This is a genomic window from Caldanaerobacter sp., from assembly GCF_049701115.1.
In the GTDB taxonomy this organism is placed as follows: domain Bacteria; phylum Bacillota; class Thermoanaerobacteria; order Thermoanaerobacterales; family Thermoanaerobacteraceae; genus Thermoanaerobacter.
Genome location: NZ_JBNATX010000002.1, coordinates 157,630 through 179,407, shown reverse-complemented (window position 1 = coordinate 179,407; position 21,778 = coordinate 157,630). Strand labels below are relative to the sequence as shown.

The 21,778-nt window shown below is 36.8% G+C and carries 28 protein-coding genes and 1 other annotated feature (1 of these 29 cut by a window edge); of the genes, 22 read left to right on the top strand and 6 right to left on the bottom strand.

Annotation, left to right across the window (positions count from 1 at the left end; all coding sequences use genetic code 11):
• Positions 1-99: 99 nt before the first annotated feature.
• Positions 100-318, bottom strand: coding sequence for a sulfurtransferase TusA family protein (locus ACPLVE_RS02250; RefSeq protein WP_424609433.1), 219 nt, complete (start codon positions 316-318; stop codon positions 100-102).
• 11 nt (positions 319-329) lie between these two features.
• Positions 330-1,223, bottom strand: a complete 894-nt coding sequence (locus ACPLVE_RS02245; protein WP_424609431.1) for a LysR substrate-binding domain-containing protein — start codon at positions 1,221-1,223, stop codon at positions 330-332.
• Between the two features lie 179 nt (positions 1,224-1,402).
• Here ACPLVE_RS02245 and ACPLVE_RS02240 point away from each other — a divergent pair, with 179 nt between their 5' ends.
• The 16 genes from ACPLVE_RS02240 (at position 1,403) to ACPLVE_RS02165 (ending at position 12,201) form a co-directional block, all read left to right on the top strand.
• Positions 1,403-1,645, top strand: coding sequence for a sulfurtransferase TusA family protein (locus ACPLVE_RS02240; protein WP_170270725.1), 243 nt, complete (start codon positions 1,403-1,405; stop codon positions 1,643-1,645).
• 20 nt (positions 1,646-1,665) lie between these two features.
• Positions 1,666-2,682, top strand: a complete 1,017-nt coding sequence (locus ACPLVE_RS02235; RefSeq protein ID WP_424609429.1) for a YeeE/YedE family protein — start codon at positions 1,666-1,668, stop codon at positions 2,680-2,682.
• A 54-nt stretch (positions 2,683-2,736) separates the two neighbouring features.
• Positions 2,737-3,090 carry a DsrE/DsrF/TusD sulfur relay family protein gene (locus ACPLVE_RS02230; protein WP_424609427.1) on the top strand — a complete coding sequence of 118 codons (354 nt, stop codon included), beginning with the start codon at positions 2,737-2,739 and terminating at the stop codon, positions 3,088-3,090.
• A 12-nt stretch (positions 3,091-3,102) separates the two neighbouring features.
• Positions 3,103-3,462 carry a DsrE family protein gene (locus ACPLVE_RS02225; RefSeq protein ID WP_022588123.1) on the top strand — a complete coding sequence of 120 codons (360 nt, stop codon included), beginning with the start codon at positions 3,103-3,105 and terminating at the stop codon, positions 3,460-3,462.
• An 11-nt stretch (positions 3,463-3,473) separates the two neighbouring features.
• Positions 3,474-3,752 carry a sulfurtransferase complex subunit TusB gene (gene tusB / locus ACPLVE_RS02220; RefSeq protein WP_424609425.1) on the top strand — a complete coding sequence of 93 codons (279 nt, stop codon included), beginning with the start codon at positions 3,474-3,476 and terminating at the stop codon, positions 3,750-3,752.
• Positions 3,753-3,782: 30 nt separating this feature from the next.
• Positions 3,783-5,168 (top strand): dihydrolipoyl dehydrogenase, encoded by a 1,386-nt coding sequence (gene lpdA / locus ACPLVE_RS02215; protein WP_424609423.1) that lies wholly within the window; start codon positions 3,783-3,785, stop codon positions 5,166-5,168.
• An 18-nt stretch (positions 5,169-5,186) separates the two neighbouring features.
• Positions 5,187-5,564, top strand: coding sequence for a glycine cleavage system protein GcvH (gene gcvH, locus ACPLVE_RS02210; RefSeq protein WP_424609421.1), 378 nt, complete (start codon positions 5,187-5,189; stop codon positions 5,562-5,564).
• 92 nt (positions 5,565-5,656) lie between these two features.
• Positions 5,657-6,601, top strand: coding sequence for an ROK family protein (locus ACPLVE_RS02205; protein ID WP_424609419.1), 945 nt, complete (start codon positions 5,657-5,659; stop codon positions 6,599-6,601).
• Between the two features lie 10 nt (positions 6,602-6,611).
• Positions 6,612-7,178, top strand: coding sequence for a DNA-3-methyladenine glycosylase I (locus ACPLVE_RS02200; RefSeq protein WP_424609453.1), 567 nt, complete (start codon positions 6,612-6,614; stop codon positions 7,176-7,178).
• Between the two features lie 48 nt (positions 7,179-7,226).
• Entirely contained in the window at positions 7,227-7,451 is a 225-nt protein-coding gene (locus tag ACPLVE_RS02195; RefSeq protein WP_424609451.1) for a sigma factor G inhibitor Gin, read from the top strand.
• 57 nt (positions 7,452-7,508) lie between these two features.
• Positions 7,509-8,930 (top strand): aminotransferase class I/II-fold pyridoxal phosphate-dependent enzyme, encoded by a 1,422-nt coding sequence (locus tag ACPLVE_RS02190; RefSeq protein WP_424609417.1) that lies wholly within the window; start codon positions 7,509-7,511, stop codon positions 8,928-8,930.
• Positions 8,927-9,538 (top strand): dTMP kinase, encoded by a 612-nt coding sequence (gene tmk / locus ACPLVE_RS02185; protein WP_424609416.1) that lies wholly within the window; start codon positions 8,927-8,929, stop codon positions 9,536-9,538. Before ACPLVE_RS02190 ends, tmk begins: the two co-directional genes overlap by 4 nt.
• A 12-nt stretch (positions 9,539-9,550) precedes the next feature.
• Entirely contained in the window at positions 9,551-9,880 is a 330-nt protein-coding gene (locus ACPLVE_RS02180) for a cyclic-di-AMP receptor (protein ID WP_424609415.1), read from the top strand.
• Between the two features lie 13 nt (positions 9,881-9,893).
• Entirely contained in the window at positions 9,894-10,334 is a 441-nt protein-coding gene (locus ACPLVE_RS02175) for a YaaR family protein (RefSeq protein ID WP_424609413.1), read from the top strand.
• Positions 10,335-10,345: 11 nt separating this feature from the next.
• Positions 10,346-11,317 (top strand): DNA polymerase III subunit delta', encoded by a 972-nt coding sequence (gene holB / locus ACPLVE_RS02170; protein WP_424609411.1) that lies wholly within the window; start codon positions 10,346-10,348, stop codon positions 11,315-11,317.
• Between the two features lie 2 nt (positions 11,318-11,319).
• Positions 11,320-12,201 (top strand): PSP1 domain-containing protein, encoded by an 882-nt coding sequence (locus ACPLVE_RS02165; protein ID WP_424609409.1) that lies wholly within the window; start codon positions 11,320-11,322, stop codon positions 12,199-12,201.
• Positions 12,202-12,212: 11 nt separating this feature from the next.
• On the opposite strand, the gene ACPLVE_RS02160 is transcribed toward ACPLVE_RS02165, so the two are convergent.
• From ACPLVE_RS02160 to ACPLVE_RS02150, 3 genes are all read right to left on the bottom strand, one after another.
• The gene (locus tag ACPLVE_RS02160; RefSeq protein ID WP_424609449.1) at positions 12,213-12,548 is read right to left on the bottom strand and encodes a DUF1634 domain-containing protein; all 336 of its coding nucleotides are present in this window, start codon (positions 12,546-12,548) and stop codon (positions 12,213-12,215) included.
• A gap of 57 nt (positions 12,549-12,605) precedes the next feature.
• Positions 12,606-13,439 (bottom strand): sulfite exporter TauE/SafE family protein, encoded by an 834-nt coding sequence (locus tag ACPLVE_RS02155; RefSeq protein ID WP_424609408.1) that lies wholly within the window; start codon positions 13,437-13,439, stop codon positions 12,606-12,608.
• A gap of 81 nt (positions 13,440-13,520) precedes the next feature.
• Complete coding sequence (locus tag ACPLVE_RS02150) at positions 13,521-15,698, bottom strand: hypothetical protein (protein WP_424609406.1); 2,178 nt, start codon at positions 15,696-15,698, stop codon at positions 13,521-13,523.
• Between the two features lie 208 nt (positions 15,699-15,906).
• On the opposite strand from ACPLVE_RS02150, the gene ACPLVE_RS02145 reads away from it, so the two are divergent.
• The 3 genes from ACPLVE_RS02145 (at position 15,907) to ACPLVE_RS02135 (ending at position 18,453) form a co-directional block, all read left to right on the top strand.
• A complete protein-coding gene (locus tag ACPLVE_RS02145; protein ID WP_424609405.1) occupies positions 15,907-16,653 on the top strand; it encodes a tRNA1(Val) (adenine(37)-N6)-methyltransferase in 747 nt (248 codons plus the stop codon).
• Positions 16,654-16,655: 2 nt separating this feature from the next.
• On the top strand, positions 16,656-17,483 hold the full coding sequence (rsmI, locus tag ACPLVE_RS02140) for a 16S rRNA (cytidine(1402)-2'-O)-methyltransferase (protein ID WP_424609404.1): 828 nt from the start codon (positions 16,656-16,658) through the stop codon (positions 17,481-17,483).
• Between the two features lie 103 nt (positions 17,484-17,586).
• A complete protein-coding gene (locus ACPLVE_RS02135) occupies positions 17,587-18,453 on the top strand; it encodes a cation diffusion facilitator family transporter (protein ID WP_424609402.1) in 867 nt (288 codons plus the stop codon).
• A 33-nt stretch (positions 18,454-18,486) separates the two neighbouring features.
• Here the strand turns inward: ACPLVE_RS02135 and ACPLVE_RS02130 are convergent, their stop codons facing one another.
• Positions 18,487-18,741 (bottom strand): AbrB/MazE/SpoVT family DNA-binding domain-containing protein, encoded by a 255-nt coding sequence (locus tag ACPLVE_RS02130; RefSeq protein ID WP_424609400.1) that lies wholly within the window; start codon positions 18,739-18,741, stop codon positions 18,487-18,489.
• A gap of 178 nt (positions 18,742-18,919) precedes the next feature.
• On the opposite strand from ACPLVE_RS02130, the gene ACPLVE_RS02125 reads away from it, so the two are divergent.
• The 3 genes from ACPLVE_RS02125 (at position 18,920) to ACPLVE_RS02115 (ending at position 21,506) form a co-directional block, all read left to right on the top strand.
• Complete coding sequence (locus ACPLVE_RS02125; RefSeq protein ID WP_424609398.1) at positions 18,920-19,504, top strand: nucleoside recognition domain-containing protein; 585 nt, start codon at positions 18,920-18,922, stop codon at positions 19,502-19,504.
• A gap of 5 nt (positions 19,505-19,509) precedes the next feature.
• The gene (locus ACPLVE_RS02120; protein ID WP_424609396.1) at positions 19,510-20,031 is read left to right on the top strand and encodes a spore maturation protein; all 522 of its coding nucleotides are present in this window, start codon (positions 19,510-19,512) and stop codon (positions 20,029-20,031) included.
• A 74-nt stretch (positions 20,032-20,105) separates the two neighbouring features.
• Positions 20,106-21,506, top strand: a complete 1,401-nt coding sequence (locus ACPLVE_RS02115) for a CCA tRNA nucleotidyltransferase (RefSeq protein WP_424609394.1) — start codon at positions 20,106-20,108, stop codon at positions 21,504-21,506.
• A 65-nt stretch (positions 21,507-21,571) separates the two neighbouring features.
• Positions 21,572-21,778: a binding site (T-box leader), on the top strand (it continues 27 nt past the right edge of the window).

Genomic DNA, 21,778 nt, shown 5'->3' with positions numbered 1-21,778 from the left:
AAGCCCTCCAGCGCCGATGGTACTGCATAAGCGGAAGAGTAGGTCGCTGCCGGAAAAATTTTAAAAAGCCCCCTTTAATAGACTCCCTAGAAGGGAGTTTTATTTTTTTATGTAGATTTCCCATACACCTCTTAGAACTTCTTTTACTTCTATAGAACAGTTTAACTTAGAAAAGTAACTTTCTAAATTGTCTAATGTACACCTATGGTCTACAACTACTTTCAAAATATCTCCTTCCTTCATTTCTTCGAATTTCTTTTTAGCCTTTAAAAGGGGAAGAGGACATATTTCACCCATACACATGATTTCATAAACCATTTTTGACCTCCTTAACATAAAAATTCCTTTCCATTATTCTTTATAAAATTCACAAACTCCATTTTGGACTTTTTGTAAATTTTTTTGTTATATATTAAAGAATAACTGTAGTTAAATTCTATGCCTTCTACTTCAACTATGGACAAGGTTTTAGTATATAATTCCTTTTTTATGGCTATGTAAGGCAAAATAGAAAGACCATGTCCTGCAGCTACAGACGATTTTATGGATTCTATAGATGGAGATTCCATCTCGATCTTTAGCTTTTTTATATCTATATCATGAGAAAGTAAAGTCTCCTCAATTATTTTGCGCAAAGCACATTTTCTGTGTATTATAAAAAAATTATAACGCAATAAATTGTTTTTTGACAAACTTTTTTCTTCCCAGTGACCGCCAGCAACAAAATGCATTTTAAAATCTCCTAAGGAAATACAGGCAATGTTTTCATCTACATAACAACCTTCTATAAAGCCTATGTCTATTCCTCCTTCTTTTACGTTGTATATCACTTCAGGTGTAAAATTGTGCTCTACATGCACTGTGATGTTATTATACCTTCGTTTGAATTCGTGCAGTGTACAAGGAAGGGCATATTGCCCAATAGTAGGGCAGGCAGAAATTGTTAATCTGTTTATGCAATCATTCTCAGCGCATTCCAAATCTTTTACCATGTTATCATATAAATTCAATATCCTTTCTGCATATTGATAGACTAATTCTCCAGCTGGTGTAGGAAAAACTCCTCTATTAGTACGCTTTAAAAGAGTTGTTTTCAAGTCTTTTTCTAATGCTTTTATCTGCTGACTTATTGCAGGTTGAGAGAGGTATAGCTCTTTTGCTGCAGAAGAAATACTTTTATAATATACAGTCTTGTAAAATGCTCTTAGGCTTTCGATATTCATGAAATCCCCTCACTTTGTTAAAAAACTATCGCATCATAACGTTTAATTTTATTATACTACAAAGTTTGTTATAAGTAAAACTAATATTGCATAAGAATTTCAAATGATAAATGGGGGAAAATTTATAGTAAAATGAAAGTAGAATGTTAAAACAATAACAAATTGAGGAGGAATGTAAAATGAGTAATGAAGTAAAGCCTACCTACACTTTAGACGAAAGAGGAGAGGTGTGCCCTGTTCCAGATGTGGACACCAGAAGAAAACTCAAAGAGATGAAATCAGGAGAAATACTGGAAGTACTTGTTGATTACGCTCTTTCTAAAGAAAGGATTCCAGCAGGAGTAAAGGAAGTAGGGGGAGAGGTAATATCTATCGAGGAAATAGGGCCAAGCGAGTGGCGAATTCTCATTAAAAAGCTTTGATGAGTCAAGGGGGAGATTTTATGGATCCGAGGATACAGGGACTTTTAGTAGGAATACTTTTTGGAATAGTTTTACAAAGAGGTAGAATTTGCTTTAACTCTGCTATAAGAGATGTGAAGATGACAAAGGATAATTATCTTGCAAAATTGGCCTTACTTGCAATACTGGTAGAGACAGTAGGGTTTCAATTAGCTGCTCAATTAGGCTGGATTAAATTGAATCCAATAGCTTTTGTGCCTCTTGCTCAAATAATTGGAGGACTTTTGTTCGGAATGGGAATGGTTTTAGCAGGAGGATGTGCCAGTGGTATTACTTACAGGATAGGTGAAGGTTATATAACAGCTTTTGTAGCCGCAGTATTTTTTGGTGTCACTGCTTCTGCCGTAAGAGGAGGGCCTCTATCGTTTGTAAATAGTTGGATGGGGAAACCCATAACTACTACTAATAACCCTGGAGGGTTTTACGCTGCAAAAGATGGAGCTGTCAATTTAACTCTGGCAAATCTTTTAAATATTAATCCGTGGATTGTAGCAATTCTTTTTACATTGTTGCTTCTCATAGTGCTGGTATTTTGGAAGACTACTGAAAGAAAAGTTTCAGGGCTTAACTGGATAACAGGCGGTATTGCATTAGGACTCGTAGGAGTTATAGCATATCTTTCTCAAAAGACTTATCCCCTTGGAATAACAGGAGGCTGGGTGAATCTTTTCAGAACCACTACTGCAAATTTAGACCTCACTAAGCCTATTCCGTACAACTGGATGGGCATGGAGATAGTTGGTATTATAGTAGGAGCATATCTGGCGGCACTTTTTGCGAAAGAATTCAGATTGAGAGTTCCAAAAGACCCTAAGACTTTTGTCCAGGTAGCAGTAGGCGGCATTTTAATGGGATTTGGTGCAGGGAGTGCAGGGGGATGTAATATAGGGCATATTCTTTCTGGACTTCCCCATTTAGCCATAAGTTCAATAGTGTTTACAATCTTTGCAGTATTGGGAAACTGGTTTATGGTTTGGTACCTTTTTGAGAGAAAATAAGTGGGAGGGCGGCTTTGCCCTTCCCACAAAATTTTAAGAGGAGGGATAATAATTATGCATGTAACAATACAGGTAAATGTACCCCCTTATACAAATGAGGATATGGATACTGCAATCCATCTCGCAGAAGCTCTTTTGAAGAGGGGGCACAAGGTTTCAATATTTTTATTTGCTGATTCTGTACTTGCCGCAAATAAACTTGTTAAACCTATGAAGGTTGATAGAAATATTCCTTCAAAACTTCGTGAGCTTTCTGAAAAAGCTGTGGAAGTTCACATTTGTGGCCTTTGTGCTCAGTACAGAGGGATTGGCGAGGATATGAAAATTGAAGGCTCAGATTTTTCTGGAGTGCCAGAGATGGCAGCGCTTATATACAATTCCGACAGATATATAAACTTACTACCTTAGGAGGTGAATAAAGTGAAAAAAGTTTTATTTGCAGTGTATACTTCTCCTGTGGGAAGTATCTGGATAAATGAGGCTTTCAGAAGCGCGTTTGGAATGTACGGAGAAGACCTTGAACCTGCGGTGCTCTTTGTTGAGGAGGCTGTTTTGGCTGTTAGGTCTTCCTGTAAGCCAGAGCTGATTGGGTGTCTGCCTTTGGCGATGACTTTTAAGTATATTGAGAAGTATCAAACGCCTGTTTATGCGGTAAAGGAAGATTTAGATAAGTTCAATATAAAAGAAGATGAAATTGCTCCTCAGTGGAATTTAAAAATTGTGTCAAAAGATGAGCTGCCGGAATTTGTCCATTCTTTTGATAAAGTAGTGATTTTCTAGGAGGTGAAAGTATGGCCTTGATAATAGTAAAGAAAAGTCCTTCTGAAAAAATTTCCGAATTTTTATTAAACCTTGCTCTGCCTCAGGATAAAGTTTTATTTGTGCAGGACGGCGTAATTTTTGCTGCTTGTAAAAATGTGAAGAGTCTTGTGAAAGAGGGAGTTGAACTTTTTGCTCTAAAAGAAGATTTTATTGCAAGGGGATTTGATGAAAAGGATAGCGAAGTGACTTTGGTGGATTATGATGGATGGGTAGAACTTATCGAGCAGGAGGAAAAAGTGATTTCTTAATTTACAAAATTTATATTGGAGGTAGAGTAAATGGAAAACCTTCATACCAGAGAATATGACTTGGCTGTCATAGGCGGAGGGCCTGGAGGGTATGTGGCGGCTATCAAAGCTGCTAAAAAAGGGGCAAAAGTAGCTCTATTTGAAAAGGATAAATTAGGGGGCACATGTCTTAATAGAGGTTGTATACCTACAAAGGCTTATGCAAGAGCTGCTGAGGTCTATGGAATTTTAAAAAAGGCAAAAGAGTTTGGGTTTGATATTCAAATAAATTATTTTGATTATGCGCAAGTAGTGAAGAGAAAGGATACCATTGTAGGGGAACTTGTTGAAGGCATTAAGGCTTTGCTTAAAGCCAATAAAATAGAGGTCTTCAATAAAGAAGCGAAGGTAGACAAAGAGAAGAATGTAATTTTTGAGGGAGAAAAAATCAAAGCGAAAAACATTGTAATTGCTACTGGTTCATCTCCTGCAGAACTTCCAATTGAAGGCATTGATTCGAAAAATGTTCTAAATAGCGATACAATTTTGGAGATAACGTCTTTACCCAAGAGTTTATGCATTATAGGTGGCGGAGTAATAGGGATGGAATTTGCTTTTATAATGAACCAATTTGGAGTAGAAGTGTATGTGGTTGAAATGATGCCTAATATCCTCCCTTCCCTTGATAAAAAAGTAAGTTCTGCTGTTAAATTTGCTGCTCAGAAGAGAGGCATTAAGATTTATACTTCTTCTACTGTGGAAAAAGTAGAAGAGGAGGGAGAAAACTCTGTAGTTACGATTAGAAGCGGTGATGATATTAAGAAGATATCTGTTGATAAAGTGTTTATTTCTATTGGAAGGAAGTTAAATACAAGTATAGGGCCAATTGTAGATTTGCTTGAATTTGATAAGAAAGCGATTAAAGTCGATGAGCACATGAGGACAAACATAGAGGGTGTTTGGGCTGTAGGAGATGTGACAGGTAAAATGATGCTGGCCCATGTAGCTTCTTCACAGGGAGAAGTGGCAGTTGACAATATTTTTGGAAAGTCGAGAACTTTGGATTACTACAAGATACCTGCAGCTGTTTTTACAGAACCAGAAATTGGATATTTCGGGTATACAGAAGAGGAAGCCAAAGAAAAATTTGGAGAAATTAAAGTAGGAAGATTTGATTTTAAAAATAACGGGAGAGCCAAAACTTATGGTGAGACAGAAGGATTTGCCAAGATAATTTCAACTGAAGATGGAGAAGTAGTTGGGGCATGGGTAGTAGGTAGTGGCGCATCAGAGCTTGTGCACATAATTTCAACGGCCTGTCAGAGCGGAGCAAAAGCGGAAGAATTGAAAGATGTTGTCTATGCCCATCCTACAAAGAGCGAAACTATTATGGAGGCTTTTAAAGATATTTTCAAGGAGGCAATCCACAAAATTTAAATTACGGGAGGGACAAAAATGAAAGTTTTGGAAGATTTGTATTACTCGAAGGACCATGTATGGGTAAAAGTAGAAGGGGATAAAGCTTATATTGGCATAACTGATTATGCCCAGGACTCTTTAGGGGATGCAGAGTACATTGAACTTCCTGAAGTTGGAACAGAGTTTACAGCTGGAGATGTGCTTGGAGTTATAGAATCTGCAAAAGCGGCTTCTGACGTTTATATACCTGTAGACGGAGAAGTAATTGAAGTGAACAATGCTGTAGCTGAAGACCCTTCTTTGGTAAATAGCGATCCCTATGGAAGCTGGCTTGTTGCTGTAAAGTTGAAAGATAAAGCTCAAGTTGAAAAGCTTATGAAGGCAGAAGAGTACAAAAAATTTTTGGAAGCGTAATGAAGGGCCCTTTACGGGCCTTTTTAGTTTATTGAAATTTTCAATAATGGTATAATTAGTTTAAAAGGTTTTTAATGAGGGAGGTGGTAAAGTTGAAGAAGTTTCTCTGTGGAGTTGATTTGGGAGGCACAAAGATAAGTACAGGTATTGTTGATGAAAATGGCAACATAATAAAGAGCATAAAAATTCCAACAATGGCTGAAAAAGGACCGGATTTTGTTATTGAGAGAATTGAAGAAAGTATATATCAGGTTTTGAAAGAGACAGGACTTAGCATTAATGATTTAAGAGGAGTGGGTATAGGTTCTCCGGGGCCGTTAGATTCAAAAAAAGGTATTGTTATAAGCCCACCAAATTTGCCTGACTGGAGCAATGTTCCAATAGTAGAAATTCTGTCTAATAAGCTTGGCGTGGAAGTAAAACTGGAAAATGATGCAAACGCAGCAGCAATAGGAGAACATCTTTTCGGGTCAGGAAGAGGGATAGATAACTTTGTGTATGTCACGGTAAGTACCGGCATCGGTGGAGGAGTAATAATTGAAGGGAAATTGTACAGTGGTGAAAATTCAAATGCTGCGGAGATTGGACATCATACCATAAATTTTGATGGACCAAGGTGTAATTGTGGGAATTATGGCTGTTTTGAGGCTTATGCTTCTGGTACGGCGCTTGCTCGATTTGCAAAGGAAGGGATTGAGAAGGGAATAAAAACAAAGATAAAAGAACTAGCAGGAGAAGAAGTGAGGGCAGAGCACGTATTTGAAGCGGCAAAAATGGGGGATGAATTTGCGAGGGAACTGGTAGAAAAAGAGGCATTTTATTTAGGGGTAGGAATTGCTAATATAATGGCTTTCTATAATCCTCGTAAGATAGCCATAGGGGGAGGAGTTTCTGCTCAATGGGATATGTTATACGATAAAATGATGGAAACTGTAGCTCAAAAAGCCTTAAAGCCGAATGCAGAGGTTTGTGAAGTAGTAAAGGCTGAATTGGGCGATAATATAGGGGTATTAGGAGCTGCTGCTCTTCTTCTGTGAGGGAATGGAGATGGAAAGATGTCCGTGGTGCCTTTTAGACCCAATCTACATAAAGTATCATGATGAGGAATGGGGTGTTCCTATTCATGATGATAGAAAACATTTCGAGCTTTTAATTTTGGAATCTTTTCAGGCAGGGCTTAGTTGGCTTACTATACTTAAGAAAAGAGAGAATTTTAGAAGGGCTTACAGCGATTTTGACCCTGAAAAGGTTTCTAAATACGATGATAAGGATGTACAGAGGCTTTTAAAAAATGATGGCATTATACGGAATAAAAGAAAGATAGAAGCTTCTATTCACAATGCAAGGAAATTTATAGAAATTCAAAGGGAATTCGGAAGTTTTGACGAATATATATGGAGATTTGTTAATTACAAACCTATAATAAACAGCTGGGAGAAGGTAGAGGACCTTCCATCGAGGACTGACCTATCGGATGTTATAAGTGAAGACCTCAGGAAAAGGGGTTTTGTATTTATGGGGTCTATAATAGTTTACTCTTATATGCAAGCGGCAGGACTTGTAAATGACCATCTGGTTAGCTGTTTTAGGTATAAAGAATTATTGCAGAAATAGAATATTTTTCAATAAATAGGGAATAATTCTATTAGAATAATATTGAAAGTGGTGTGCCAGATGGAGGTTATAGCTAGCAAGCAGAAGTGTTTTGTGTGCAATAAAGAGGTCTCAGAAGGTATAGATGTGCTGGGGAAGTTTATATGTGAAGATTGTCAAAAGAAGTTAGTTAATTTATCTCCTTTTGATGAAGAGTACGAGTTTTACAGACAGAAGATGATTGACATATGGGAAGACTACATAAAAGAGATTGGATATGAAGGCTGGACGTAAAACCGGCCTTTTTTTTTATGGTATAATGAAAATGAAAAATATTTTTGGAGGTATACTATGACCGCTCCTTTATACGATGCTCTTTTAAAATATGTGAAAAGAGGGACAGTTCCTTTTCACATGCCTGGGCATAAACAGGGGAAAGTTCTGCCTAAAAAGTATGTTGAAAACTTGGCGAAAATCGATTTAACGGAGTTGCCAGGACTTGACAATCTTCACAACCCGGAGGGGCCAATTCTCGAAGCTGAAAGACTTTTAGCTCAGGCTTTTGGGTCAAAAGAAGCTTTCTTTTTGGTGAACGGAAGTACTGCTGGGATATATGCATCTATGTATGCAGTGCTAAATCCAGGAGACAGAGTGCTTGTAATGAGGAATTCTCACAAGGCTGTGTATAATGGGATTGTGCTTACTCATTCCATTCCTTTCTATTTATTGCCTGAGATAGATTATGAGAATGGGATTGCGATGGGTATTGATGTGAGGAAATTGGAAGATGTTTTGCAAAAGGAAAGGGATGTAAAAGCTGTTGTTGTTACGTATCCCAATTATTATGGGTTTTGCAGTGATATTCAAAAAATTGTGGATATTGTGCATAAGTATGGGAAAATTTTAATTGTGGATGAAGCTCATGGGGCTCATTTTCCTTTTTCAGAGGATTTGCCACTCTCTTCTATAAAAGCGGGAGCCGATATTGTCATTCAAAGCCTCCATAAGACCCTTACCTCTTTTACACAGACTTCTGTGTTACACCTAAATTCCGAGAGAGTAGATGTAGACAGGTTGAGATACTCTTTAAGTCTTTTTCAATCCACCTCTCCTTCTTATATACTAATGTCTTCCATCGATCTTGCAAGGGAATACATGGAAAAAGAAGGAAAGGAGCAGCTTCAAAAGGTAATCCAGCTGGCTTCTTATGTTAGGAAGGAGATTGACAATATAGAAGGAATTAGATGTTTAGGGGAGGATATTGTAGGGAAATATGGAGTTGTGGATTTTGATGTGACGAAGCTTACGATAAGTGTGAAAAATCTTGGTATAAATGGCGCTGAAGCTGAAGAATTCTTGAGAGAAGAATGCAATATACAGATTGAAATGTTCGATATGTTTAACATATTAGCCATGATTACAGTAGGAGATGATGAGAGAAGCATAGGCAGACTTTTAGAGGGTCTAAAAAGGCTTTCTAAAAATAAAAGAAAGGAAGTTTCTATTAAAAGGATGGAGGGTTTTCCTTCTCTTCCAGAGATGGTTTTTATACCATCAGAAGCAATTATAAAAAGCAAGAAAAAAGTTAATTTTATGGAGGCAGAAGGATTTGTTGCAGGAGACTTTGTCATACCGTATCCTCCAGGAGTGCCTATTTTGTCACCAGGGGAGAGGATAGAAAAAGATGTGGTAAAATATATAGAAGTATTGTATAATAAAGGTATTAAGATTTTAGGTATACAGAATAATTTACTTTCGGTGTGTGAAATATGAAGGGTAAATTCATAAGTTTTGAGGGAATAGATGGGTGTGGTAAAACTACACAAGTAAAACTTCTAGAGGAACATCTTAATAAAAAAGGATATGACTTGCTTGTCTTAAGAGAGCCAGGAGGTACAAGAGTAGGAGAAAAGATTCGAGAGATCTTGCTTGATAGGGAAAATCTGATTTTTCCGGTGACAGAGATGCTTCTTTATGCATCTTCCAGAGCACAGTTGGTGGAAGAAAAAATAATACCTGCTCTTTCTAAGGGGCAAATAGTTATAGTAGATAGATTTGTAGATAGTTCATATGTGTATCAAGGGTATGCCAGAGGATTGGAATTGAATAAGGTTAGGATTGTTAATGAAATAGCCACTAAGGGGATTTTTCCTGACATCACACTGTATATAGATATAACTCCGGAGGAAGCTATAAAAAGGCGCAGGGGTAAAAAAGCAGATAGGCTTGAAGGTGAAGACTATGAATTTCACAAGAAGGTAAGAGAAGGATACCTTGAACTTGTAAAAGAGTTTCCAGACCGTTTTATTTTAATAGACGGGATGAAAGAAGTACAAGAAGTTCACAAAATGATACTACATGTGTTAGAAAAATATCTTTAAGGGGGCGATATCATGAAGCTGGTTCTTGCAATTGTGCAAGATGAAGATGTAAGAAGGCTCATGGATGGGCTTACAGAGGGAGGATTTAGTTTTACGAGAATTGCCTCAACGGGTGGATTTCTGAGGTCCGGCAACACCACTTTAATAATAGGGGTGGAGGACGACAAACTAGAGGATGTCATAAGCATAATAGAAAAAAAGTGTAAGACTCGTGATAGAATAATAACTTCTCCTACTCCCATGGGAGGTGCTACTGACATATTCCTTCCACAGGCAGTTGAGGTGACGATTGGTGGTGCTACAGTGTTTGTTTTAGATGTAGAAAAATTTTTCAGGATATAAAAGGGTGTTTGCCATGAGGGTTAATGAAGTAAGACCTTCAAAAGTAATTAGTGAAGTGAAAAATGAGGTTTCAAAGACGTATAAGGTAGGTCGAAAATTCAATGAAGCTTTTGAAAAAGAACTTGATAAGGTCTATAAGGAGAGGTTATCTGAAATTTTGTCCGAGATAGATGAGGCTGCAGACAAGTTAAAAGAAAATCTAAATTTGAAGGACCTCCTTAGGTACAAAAAACTCGTAAAAAAGTTTTTACAGGAAGCGACATCAAATATGCTAAAATATACTAAAAAAGAACATGTAGATTTAAGAGGAAGAAAAAGGATATATTCATTGGTAGAAAAGGTGGATGAAGAACTTGAAAAATTAACAGAGGAATTTTTAAAGGAATCCAAGAAGATAGAACTTTTAAAGATGATAGATGATATAAGGGGTCTTCTTGTCGACATTTACTCGTAAGGTGATGAAAATTGGTTAAGGTATATGGGCACGAAGATGTGTTGAAAGTGTTTAACAATATAGTAAGTAAAGGTAAAATCTCTAACGCCTATTTATTTGTTGGTGAAGAGGGCCTTGGAAAAAGGTTTTTGGCGGAGTACTTTGCAATGATGGTAAATTGCAAAAGTGACAAAAAACCTTGTTTTGCTTGCAGTTCCTGTCTTAAGATGATGAAAAAGAGCCATCCAGATGTCTTTGTAATAGAGCCAGAAGGTGATGCCATAAAGGTAGATACTATAAGGTATATAAATGGGGAGATAAACATAAAGCCTTATGAGTCTTTTAAAAAAATATTTATAATTGACAGGGCCGATAAAATGACTACTGCGGCTCAAAATGCCTTTCTTAAAACTTTAGAAGAGCCTCCTTCCTATGGACTTTTTATCTTGATTTCCCCTCGTGCGGAATTGCTTTTGCCTACTGTAGTATCTCGATGCAATATAATAAGATTTAAAAAGGAAAGGGAAGAAGTAATAAAAGAATATCTGGTAGATGAAAAAGGTGTAAAAGAGGAAGAAGCTGCGATTTTAGCCCACCTTGCGGATGGAAATTTTGGTGAAGCTAATAGGCTTGTGGAGGAGGAATATAAAAAATTGCGCAGCAATACGCTTTCTGAACTTGAAAGGATTTTTCAGAAAAAAGGATTTGAAGTACTGGATGAATATGAGTTTTTTGAGCAGAACAAAGAGCATATAGAAGAAATTTTAAGGATTTTTATCTCTCTCTTAAGAGATGTTCTGGTTTATAAAACTACAGAAGATTTGCGATTTATAAGAAACGTAGATTTTTCTAATTTTATAAAAAAATTGTCAGAGGAATTGACCTTTGAGAGATTAAGTAATATAATCAACAAAATAGAGCAACTTAATTTGCAGCTTGATAGCAATATTAATTATCAATTGGCTGTGGAGAATTTACTTTTGGATATTTTAGGGGGTCAGTAACCTTGGTAACAGTTGTTGGAGTTAGATTTAAAAAAGCAGGCAAGATATACTATTTTGACCCGGGAGATTTGCCTATAAAAGTTGGCGATAAGGTGATTGTGGAGACCATAAGAGGCATAGAATTTGGGGAAGTTGTAGTAGGAATCAAAGAGGTCCCTGAAGAAGAGATTGTGGCGCCTCTTAAGAAAGTTATACGAATCGCAACTCCAGAAGATATAGAGCATTATCATGAAAATAAAAAGAAAGAAGCTCAAGCTTTTGAAATATGTCTTAAAAAGATAGAAGAGCATGGCCTTGAGATGAATCTTGTAGATGTAGAGTACACTTTTGACAATACAAAGGTAATATTTTACTTTACTGCAGATGGAAGAGTGGACTTCAGAGAACTGGTAAAAGATCTGGCTTCTGTATTCAGGATGAGAATAGAATTAAGACAGATAGGTGTAAGGGATGAAGCAAAAATAATAGGAGGCTTAGGGCCATGTGGTAGACCTCTTTGTTGTACTACTTTTCTTGGAGAATTCGAACCTGTTTCGATAAAAATGGCAAAAGACCAGAATCTTTCTTTAAATCCCGCCAAAATATCGGGTTTGTGCGGACGTTTGATGTGTTGCCTTAAGTACGAGCAGGAAATGTATGAGAAATTGAGGGCTGAACTTCCAAAGGTCGGTAGCATAATAAGAGTAGGAGATAAAGAGATGAAAATAGCAGAAGTCGATGTAATAAGGCGCAAACTCAAGGTAAAGATGAAAAACGTAGAGGGAATTGAGATAATAAAAGAGTATGACCCTGAAGAAGTAGAGGTTATAGAGGAGGTAGAAGAAGAGGAAAAGAGTTACGAGGAGGAGCTCTTCAAAGAAGATTTAGAAAAAATAGAGGAATGAGCTCCTCTATTTTATTCTACTTTGCCAAGTATAAAGCTTATTATGAGGATGATAAATACAAGCGTAGTGATAAAAGTATAAGTATAGTCTTTTTCATATAGAAAAGTAATTATTGACACGGCAACCCGGAAAACAGGAGTGAGTATAAGGAGAAGGAGGCCTGTCAGTATCACTGCATATGGCTTTAAAGCAAGAAATCCCTTTATTATCAGAATAGGCGTAGTAGGGTAGTATCCGGGGGCATAACCACTTTTTCCTGTTATTATGAGCATTAAAATCCCCAAAAAGATCACTATAGCGCTTGTTGTTACGCCTATGTTGAGAGCCCTGCTTATTATAAGCTCCATTTTCCTTAAATCTTCATTTTCCTTTTCTAGAGTTTTTTCCTTGTTTTCTTCCACTTTTTACACCCCCAGACCTTTGATAAGCATTTGCAGAGAAATATAGATTAAAACAGGTATAAATATTTTTCTTATTGTAGTATTTTTTAGACGTTCCATGATTTTTGTGCCTAATGTAGCGCCTATTAAAACTCCTATTGCTACAGGGCCTGCAATTTCTGGATTTATTGTGCCCCTCATTAAATACACTCCTGCGCTTGCAGCAGCAGTGACTCCTATCATGAAGTTGCTGGTGGCTGTTGATACTTTCATCGGTAGTTTCATGAAAAGGTCCATTGCCAGTACTTTAAAGGCTCCACTTCCAATTCCTAGGAGTCCAGAGAGGATGCCTGCTAAGTACATTGTGCTGAAGGCCTCATATACACCAGCTACCTTGTATTTTATTTCCTTGTTCAAAACTTTATCAAAATAAGACCCTTCTAAATTCAGTTTTTTGGCCAAAGGATGAGAGGTTACGTTTTGAGGTATTTCTTCCTTTCTTTTTTTGAGCATTGCTAAAGCAGAGTACAATAAAACTAAGCCAAAAATAATGTAAAGGTACTTTGAGCTTATCAAACCTGCAATGTAAGCTCCGGTTATAGCTCCCAGTGTAGTGGCGATCTCCAGAAACATACCGATTCGAAGATTTGTTATGTTGTCCCTCACGTATGCTATAGCTGCTCCGCTGGAGGTGGCTATTACAGAAACTATACTTGCGCCTATTGCATATCTTATGTCTACTCCCAGAAGCAGTGTAAGAGCGGGTATTACGATTATTCCTCCGCCCAGCCCCAAAAGAGCCCCAAAGATACCTGCGATCACAGAAAAAATAAGTATCTCCAGAGAAGTTGTAACCACTATTTCATCATCTCCTCAGTTTTTGCTAAAATTTTTCGCATGAAAGATTATAGCATACATTTGTCTTTTAGCCAAATTACTTCAATTCCTGTTTTTCAATAGCAAAAGCAGGATGGAAGGAATAGCATAAATACACATGGTGGCAGCGGCTACAATGCCCGCATCGTTAAATCCCAATGCAAAGAGCATTCCAACTATGCTTCCAAAGAAGCCTGCATAGATGTATTTGTGATTTTTAAAAGCCTCTTGAAGCATTCCTGTAGGTTTGTAGGATACAACGAAAAGAGCTACAATGGATATTGCAAGTACCCAAGACCATATGGTATACTTCATCAGTTTTAGCTCCATCTGAAGTTTTCTTGCAAAAATTTGGACTAAAGAATTTATCCCCTCAGCCTTCACAATTAGTGTGGTTTGTGCCATATGAGTCGTTGTATTCCAGAAAATAGACACTATAAACATGATTGTCAATAATACTGTCATCAAAATGAACATCAAAATAAGCTGTTTTTTAGTGATTTTTACGCCAAAAATCATCAAAACTACTGTTCCAAATGCCATAAATGCGGTAATAAAGGCACCAACTTTGGCACCGAATTGGGGCAATACCATTAAAGAGAAAGCGATGATAAAGGCTATAATCGTTATAGTTTTTACAATCTTTTTGGGGTATTTTTCTATGAGCAAGGAGGTTCCCATGATTAAGGAGCCTATGAGTACCCCCATGTATTCATTGCCTATTCCATAATATCTTGCACCGCTTATCACATCATAACCTAAAAGAGAATTTTTCATTAAAGGAGAATGAAGAACCAAATCTACTAGCAAAGCTAAAGCAGTGATAAGGCTTATTATCATGACCCTATCCAAATCTTCTTTTGAAAAAAGCATTACTATAAAGTCAACAGCTACTGTTATGAGGAGAATAGCTATGATGTTAGAGTAAAGGTCTAAGGCTCCAAAGAGCGGCAGAATCAAGAAAGTCAATGGTACAGTGACGACTCCCAGTAAAAGTGGAGAGATGTAATTTAAATATTCTTTTTTCATCAAAAATAATCCTATATAAAGAATCAACAGAATAATAAAAATTGATGCATAGCCTTTTAGCACAGGAGTTCTTGCATTGTGAACAGATACTATCATTTCATCCTCTTTGATAAGTCCATTAAGAGCATTGCTGCCTGGTATAGTTTTAAGGGGATGGCCCAACATTTCTACAGGGGGGGTTATATCGAAATATCTCAAGATCGTAGGTGCTATGTCTAGATTTGTGACTATACCCTTTCTCTTTGTGGTATCTGAAGTAGCAAAACCTTTGGAAAAAGAAGGGCCAGCTACAATAACAGGAGTAATCAGATTATTTTTAGAAATATCTGAAGTAGAAGGATATGGAGACAAAACTATAAATAAATCCTTTGACAGGTCTATATGATTAAGGATTTTACCAATTAACTCATCTGCACTTTTTAAAGCTTTTTCCTTATAATGATTTGCCAGAGATGGAGTGGTATATTTGGAAAATGAATCTGCTCTAAGAGTGTCCCCGGGGTCTATTATTATAAGTCCACCTTCTTTGCTGGTATTTAGAAAGTTTTCATAAAGCTTTTTGTAATTTGCCTTTGTCATATAGGGGCTGTTTTCATCTCTTATGAGTAAAGACTCACTGACATCTCCTTTTGCTAAGCCTTCTTTGTCCATGCCTATTAAAGCTACGTATCTGTTATAGGAAGTTCCATAGGGAGTTTTTATATCTCCATTTCCAAATACGTATACTTTTATTCCGTGGTCTTTCAAAATTTGAGCTAAAAGTCCTGGTGTTACTGTGTAGTTTAAGTTTGAAGCCTGTGAAATTAAGTCTTGTATGCCTATGTTTACTATGTCGTTTTCTCCAACCTCTTTACCTGTGTAAAGGCGATACAGATTTTCTGCACTGGTATAAGCGTAGGCTTCGCTTTTGTTGAAACACAATCCTCCCATATCTCCTACGGCTGCTCGTGTCCCTGTGCCTATTGTTAGGTAAGAAGCCGGTTCTGAATAACTTCCTGCAGTTCTCGTATTCATGAGGGCAAGCGAGCCATGTTCCATTAACCACTTTATATTGGGTAGGTCATATTTTTTTAATTCTTCAATACCTGTTCTGTCTATGATGAAAAGCACTGCTAGTTTGTTTGTAGACTGTGAACTGGAAGCAAAGGAATATGAAATTGAAAAAAGAATAATAAATACAACTGCTAGGGAAAAAGCAATAAATTTTTTCATGATATTACATTCCTTCCCTAAAAATTAATCTCGGATATAGCCTTTTGATTATAACATAAAATTGTTAAAAATTTTTTAAAAAGTTCCAGTGAGTTTATTCCCTTAATGAATAGTATACTTTTCACTGAAGTGATTTTCAATAATCGGAAAAGCAGTTTTTGTTGAAAAAAGGCGGTCTGAAAGGTAGAATATAGAAGAGGTGAGGCATGTGCTAAAAGAAGGGGAAAGATTTGATGAGTTAAACATAAAGAATATGGTGATAATTCAACATAAAGACAAATTTAAGTTTGGGATGGATGCAGTGCTGTTGGCTAACTTTGTTACTGCAAAAAGAGGAGATAAAATCGTGGATTTGGGTTGCGGAAATGGCATAATCCCTATTTTGATAGCGGCAAAGACGAAAGATACCATTATTTACGGAGTCGAGATCCAAAAGGAAATGGTAGATATGGCTGAAAGGAGCGTAAGAGTAAATCATTTAGAAGACAGAATAAAGATAGTAGAAGGGGATGTGAGGGGGATAGAAAAGATTTTAGGGCATGAGAAATTTGACATTGTGACTTCTAATCCTCCTTACATGCCCCCTTATGCAGGATTTGAAAAAAAACTGGTGGCAGAGAATATTGCAAGGTACGAATTATATGGAGGAATTGAAGATTTTGTTAAAACAGCATATAAGCTTCTAAAGTTTGGTGGCAAATTTTTCTTAGTACATCGCCCCGACAGGCTGGCAGATATTATATATTTTTTAAGAAAATACAGTCTAGAACCTAAAAAACTTAGATTTGTTCAGCCCTATGTCGACAGCAAGCCTAATTTATTGCTTTTGGAGGCTAAAAAAGGTGCACAACCTTCTTTGACCGTACTTCCCCCTCTTTTTGTATACGAAAAGACGGGAGAATATACGGAAGAAGTTAAAGCCATATATTCAAAGGAAAGTCTAGAGGAGGAATAGAAATGGAGAAATATGGAACGCTTTATTTATGTCCCACACCTATTGGTAATTTGGAAGATATAACCTTAAGGGCTTTGAGAGTTTTAAATGAGGTGGACCTCATTGCGGCAGAAGATACAAGGCAAACTTTAAAATTGCTGAATCATTACGAAATAAAAAAACCTCTTGTTAGTTATCACGAACACAATAAAGCTGCTATGGGCCCTAAGCTTATAGAAAAACTTAAAAATGGCAAGTCCATTGCCCTGGTCAGCGATGCAGGGACCCCTTCTATTTCTGACCCTGGTGAGGAATTGGTGAGTCTTTCCATAAAAGAAGGAATAAGAGTAGTACCTCTCCCGGGGCCTACTGCGGCGATTACAGCCCTTATTGCTTCAGGACTTGATACCTCTTCTTTTGTCTTTGAAGGATTTTTGCCAAAAAAGAAAAAAGAGAGAAAGAAGCAGTTAGAAAAAATTTCGAAGGAAGAGAGGACAACGATAATATATGAATCGCCTCATCGCTTAAAAGAGACATTGGAAGAACTCACTCACTATATAGGAAATAGACGAGTAGTAGTAGCAAGAGAACTCACAAAAATCCACGAGGAGTTTATAAGAGGAACGGCACAAGAAATCTTAGAAAAAATTGGGGATGAAGTAAAAGGCGAGATTGTAATAGTGATAGAAGGTGCTAAGACTGAGTTCTTGAAGGAAGATCCTAAGGAATTGTTACATGAATATCTTAGATTGGGAATGGACAAAAGGGAAGCAGTGAAAAAAGTAGCAAGGGAATTAGGGATTCCCAAAAGAGAAATTTATAAGATAGCGTTGGATGAAAATGATAATTGAAGATGATTTTCAATGCCTTTTATGTAAAATATTTGCATAATTTATGCCAATGCTTTATAATATATTACGACGGATTAATTTCAATTGATATTTGGAGGTCACTATGAAAAGGGAAAAAGCGGCTTTGTTATCTGTCGCTTCCAATAGTTTTTTGATAATTGTAAAATTAGTGGCAGGGGTTTTGATGCACTCTATAAGCGTAATTTCAGAAGCTATTCACTCTCTTATTGACCTTGTAGCGAGTTTAATTGCCTTTTTCTCTATAAGAAAAGCGTCAAAGCCTCCCGATGAAGATCACCCTTTTGGTCATGATAAATATGAAAATGTTTCAGGTTTTGTGGAGGCTATTTTAATTTTTTTTGCGGCTCTTTTAATAATATATGAAGCTTTAAAAAGAATAATTACAGGTTCGTTCGTAGAAAATCTTGGAATAGGCATAGCCGTGATGTTTTTTGCTGCTTTTATAAACAGTATAGTTTCACTATATCTATTTAAAATTGCTAAAAGAGAGGACTCTATAGCTCTAAAAGCTGATGCCATGCACCTTTTAACGGATGTTTTTACATCATTAGGAGTGGCTGTAGGACTGGTAGTGATAAGACTTACGGGTATAGCTATTTTAGACCCTTTGATAGCTATTTTAGTAGCTTTTTTGATTATAAAAGCTTCATTTGGCCTTACTAAAGAGGCTTTAAAAGACTTGACAGATACGAGTCTTCCTGAAGAAGAGATAAGAGAAATAGAAGATATTATAAGGTCAAATCCTGAAGTCACAAGTTTTCACAAGTTAAAGACAAGAAAATCTGGTCAGAGGAGAGAAATTAATGTTCACTTGCGAGTTAGACGAGATGCAAATATCGTAGAAGCTCATGAACTTTCCCACAAGGTTTCAAGGGAAATAATAGAGAGATTCCCCGGTTCTAATGTCACAGTTCACATAGAGCCGGAGGAAGAAAGGAAAGAAAAATAATGGGAGGATTTACCTCCCATTATTTTTCTGCGATTATTCTATTGGAGTCTTTTTGAGTTCTTCAAGGCAGTTTTTGCAGATATTTTTGCCTTTGTAGTTGATCACATTTTCAGCATTGCCGCAGAAAATGCATGCTGGCTCATACTTTTTGAGGACTATCTGCTCGCCGTCTACGTAGATTTCTAATGCGTCTCTTTCAGCGATATTCAGTGTCCTCCTGAGCTCAATTGGTATTACTACCCTTCCCAATTCGTCTACTTTTCTTACAATACCCGTGGATTTCAACATATTTCTCCCCTCCTGAGTTACAAATTTCGACAGTTCCACTTCACTTATAATAATACCAAGTTTTGAAAAATAAGTCAATACCTTTTTGGAATTTTTTTAGGATAATAACATAAATTTTATTAGATAAGAAGAAAAAGCGAAAAATAGTAGACTTTTTGGCAATATGGGAGGTTTTTTTATGATGAATTATATATGGTTTTTTATGATAATTTTAGGGACATTTGTCGGAATTGCAAACGGAAGGATAGCAGAAGTTTCGAAAGCTATAATCGATTCAACGGAAAGTGCTGTTAGCATCTCTATAGGACTCTTGGGAGTGATGGCTCTCTGGCTTGGGATAATGAAGATCGCAGAGAAATCCGGATTGATAGATATTGTTGCTATTATATTAAAACCTGTAGTTACCAGAATTTTTCCTGAGATCCCCAAAGAACATCCTGCTATTTCTGCGATGATCATGAATATATCAGCAAACATGTTGGGGCTTGGCAATGCCGCTACTCCCTTTGGGATCAAGGCTATGGAATACCTACAGGACCTCAACAAAAAAGAAAGTGCTTCAAATGCCATGTGTAGATTTTTGGTTATAAACACTGCTTCTATTCAACTTATTCCCGCAGTGATGATAGGAATAAGAGCTTCCCTTGGATCGAAAAATCCAGCGGATTTTGTTATTGTGAGCATTTTTTCTACTACTACAGCTCTTTTTTTGGGGCTGATTTTCAATAATTTAATGGAGAGGTTTCCAATGTTTAAGGAGTGATGAAGATGGCAGAGATTTTTGCGCAGTGGCTTGTTCCATTAATCCTCGTTATTGTTCCTTTTTATGGGCTTATAAAAAAAGCTAAGGTATACGAAGTATTTGTAGAAGGAGCAAGAGAAGGGATAGATGTCATTATAAGGATTTTCCCTTCTCTTTTGGCGATGCTTGTCGCTGTCGGAGTTTTGAGGGCTTCAGGGGCACTGGAAATTTTTGCTCATTTTTTGATGCCTTTTACACAAATAATTGGGATGCCCGAAGACCTTGTTCCCCTTGCATTGATAAGGCCTCTTTCGGGGAGTGGAGCATTAGGAATTGTTACGGAAATCATTAAAACTCATGGAGCAGATTCTTTCATTGGCAAAATGGCTTCTGCCATGTATGGGTCTACAGAGACCACTTTTTATGTACTTGCAGTTTATTTTGGAGCTGTTGGGGTGAAAAATGTTAGACATGCAGTTATCTCAGGAATTTTTACCGATGTAGTTGCCATCATTTCCTGTGTTTTTTTTAGCCATGTGTTTTTTTAGGTCTTGTATACTTTTTCCCTTTTGTTATACTTTTAATTGAAGTATAATTTTCCTTTTTGAAAGGAAGGATTTCTGTGGCTACAATACCCAGACTAATGAGGAAGTTGGGAAAAAAAGCTTATGATGTCTATATTGTAGGAGGTTACATAAGAGATAGGGTGCTAGGGAGAGAAGCAAAAGATTATGATTTTGCGGTTTTAGGTGATGCGGAAGAAGTTGCAAAATTGGCTGCAGAGGTATTAGGAGGTAAGATAGTGCCTTTTATGGCAGAAAAAGGGACATATAGAGTGCTGGTAGGAGAGGAAATACTTGATTTTACTAATCTAAGAGGCGAAAACATACAGCAAGATCTGGCTCATAGAGACTTTACTATGAATGCTATGGCTTTAAGGTTAAAGGATTATTTCGAATTTGAATACATAATAGACCCTTTTGGAGGGTTAGAAGACATAAAAAGTAGGAAAATAAAGCATGTGGCAGACTACACCTTCCGCGAAGATCCGCTAAGAGCCTTGCGGGCTGTTAGGTTTGCTGCTACATACAAGTTCGATATAGAAGAAGAAACTAAAAAAAAGATAAAGGAAGAAGCTCATTTACTAAAGAATGTTGCGCCCGAAAGAATAATGAATGAGATTTTCATCATAATAAAAGAGAAGGATTCCCACAAATACTTAAGGATTATGGAAGAGATGGGGTTGATGGAAAATATATTCGAAGAAGTGGCAAGACTTAAAGAAGTAGGGAAATGCTATTATCAGCTTGTAAATTCTTGGATTCATTCCATAAGGGCGGTAGAGGAATATGAAAATATCATAAATACCATGAGATTTCCCAAAGATGTGACGGACCTCTTGAGGGATTATTTAGAAAGGCCACTTTCTTCAGAGAATAAGGTCAAGGATATCATAAAGTTAGCAATTTTGTTTCACGATATAGGGAAAGTGGAGTCTATCTACATAGACATAGAAAATCGACTTCATTTTTATAATCATGAGATAAAAGGAGCCGAAATGATAAAAAAGATGGGGACTCGCATGAAAATTCCCAGAAAAGAGATAAATCTTTTAAAGAAACTGATACTTTACCACAAAAAACCCCTTGATTATTATTTAGAAGGGGTGAACAATAAGACCCTTTTCAGATTCTTTTATCATTTGAAAGATAATGTGATAGGTATCTTGCTAGTATCTCTTGCTGATTACACTGCCGCCCGTTTAAGTTTTGGTAAGGTAGAGGATATTCCCCGCTATGAGAATTTTATAATAAAACTTTTAAGGCGATATGTGGAGTTTAAAGAAACGGAAAAACCACTACTTTCTCCTTTGGATATAATTTTAAACTTTGACGTAAAAGATGGGAAAAAACTTGGGCAAATACTTTATGAAATAAGGAAAAACAGGTTTTACGGTGAGATAAAAACGAAAGAGGACGCCATAGAATTTATAAAGGAAAGGATGAGGGTGGAGAAGATATGAATAATAAAAAAGGGTGTTGACAATAATCATTATAAAGGGTATATTAAAGGATAAAAGAATATTTGGAAAAGGCAATGAAGGAAAGAGTAGGAAGCCGAGGACTTTGACAGAGAGTCGGGCAAGGTGAGAACCGATAAAGTTCTGGCTTCTGAAGATGGCTCCGGAGCCGTATTGTCGAAGGTTAGTAGGCTTTACCGGGGACTCCCGTTAAAGAGGAAGAGTGTTATTTGCACTCTGTGAGGCATGAACCGTGAGGTTCATGTGAAAAAGGG

Bases quoted from the DNA above. Each gene is read 5' to 3' on its own strand.
- ACPLVE_RS02250 (WP_424609433.1), bottom strand. From the start codon at position 318: ATGGTTTATGAAATCATGTGTATGGGTGAAATATGTCCTCTTCCCCTT.
- ACPLVE_RS02245 (WP_424609431.1), bottom strand. From the start codon at position 1,223: ATGAATATCGAAAGCCTAAGAGCATTTTACAAGACTGTATATTATAAA.
- ACPLVE_RS02240 (WP_170270725.1), top strand. From the start codon at position 1,403: ATGAGTAATGAAGTAAAGCCTACCTACACTTTAGACGAAAGAGGAGAG.
- ACPLVE_RS02235 (WP_424609429.1), top strand. From the start codon at position 1,666: ATGGATCCGAGGATACAGGGACTTTTAGTAGGAATACTTTTTGGAATA.
- ACPLVE_RS02230 (WP_424609427.1), top strand. From the start codon at position 2,737: ATGCATGTAACAATACAGGTAAATGTACCCCCTTATACAAATGAGGAT.
- tusB (WP_424609425.1), top strand. From the start codon at position 3,474: ATGGCCTTGATAATAGTAAAGAAAAGTCCTTCTGAAAAAATTTCCGAA.
- lpdA (WP_424609423.1), top strand. From the start codon at position 3,783: ATGGAAAACCTTCATACCAGAGAATATGACTTGGCTGTCATAGGCGGA.
- gcvH (WP_424609421.1), top strand. From the start codon at position 5,187: ATGAAAGTTTTGGAAGATTTGTATTACTCGAAGGACCATGTATGGGTA.
- ACPLVE_RS02200 (WP_424609453.1), top strand. From the start codon at position 6,612: ATGGAAAGATGTCCGTGGTGCCTTTTAGACCCAATCTACATAAAGTAT.
- ACPLVE_RS02190 (WP_424609417.1), top strand. From the start codon at position 7,509: ATGACCGCTCCTTTATACGATGCTCTTTTAAAATATGTGAAAAGAGGG.
- tmk (WP_424609416.1), top strand. From the start codon at position 8,927: ATGAAGGGTAAATTCATAAGTTTTGAGGGAATAGATGGGTGTGGTAAA.
- ACPLVE_RS02180 (WP_424609415.1), top strand. From the start codon at position 9,551: ATGAAGCTGGTTCTTGCAATTGTGCAAGATGAAGATGTAAGAAGGCTC.
- ACPLVE_RS02175 (WP_424609413.1), top strand. From the start codon at position 9,894: ATGAGGGTTAATGAAGTAAGACCTTCAAAAGTAATTAGTGAAGTGAAA.
- ACPLVE_RS02160 (WP_424609449.1), bottom strand. From the start codon at position 12,548: ATGGAGCTTATAATAAGCAGGGCTCTCAACATAGGCGTAACAACAAGC.
- ACPLVE_RS02150 (WP_424609406.1), bottom strand. From the start codon at position 15,698: ATGAAAAAATTTATTGCTTTTTCCCTAGCAGTTGTATTTATTATTCTT.
- rsmI (WP_424609404.1), top strand. From the start codon at position 16,656: ATGGAGAAATATGGAACGCTTTATTTATGTCCCACACCTATTGGTAAT.
- ACPLVE_RS02135 (WP_424609402.1), top strand. From the start codon at position 17,587: ATGAAAAGGGAAAAAGCGGCTTTGTTATCTGTCGCTTCCAATAGTTTT.
- ACPLVE_RS02130 (WP_424609400.1), bottom strand. From the start codon at position 18,741: ATGTTGAAATCCACGGGTATTGTAAGAAAAGTAGACGAATTGGGAAGG.
- ACPLVE_RS02125 (WP_424609398.1), top strand. From the start codon at position 18,920: ATGATGAATTATATATGGTTTTTTATGATAATTTTAGGGACATTTGTC.
- ACPLVE_RS02120 (WP_424609396.1), top strand. From the start codon at position 19,510: ATGGCAGAGATTTTTGCGCAGTGGCTTGTTCCATTAATCCTCGTTATT.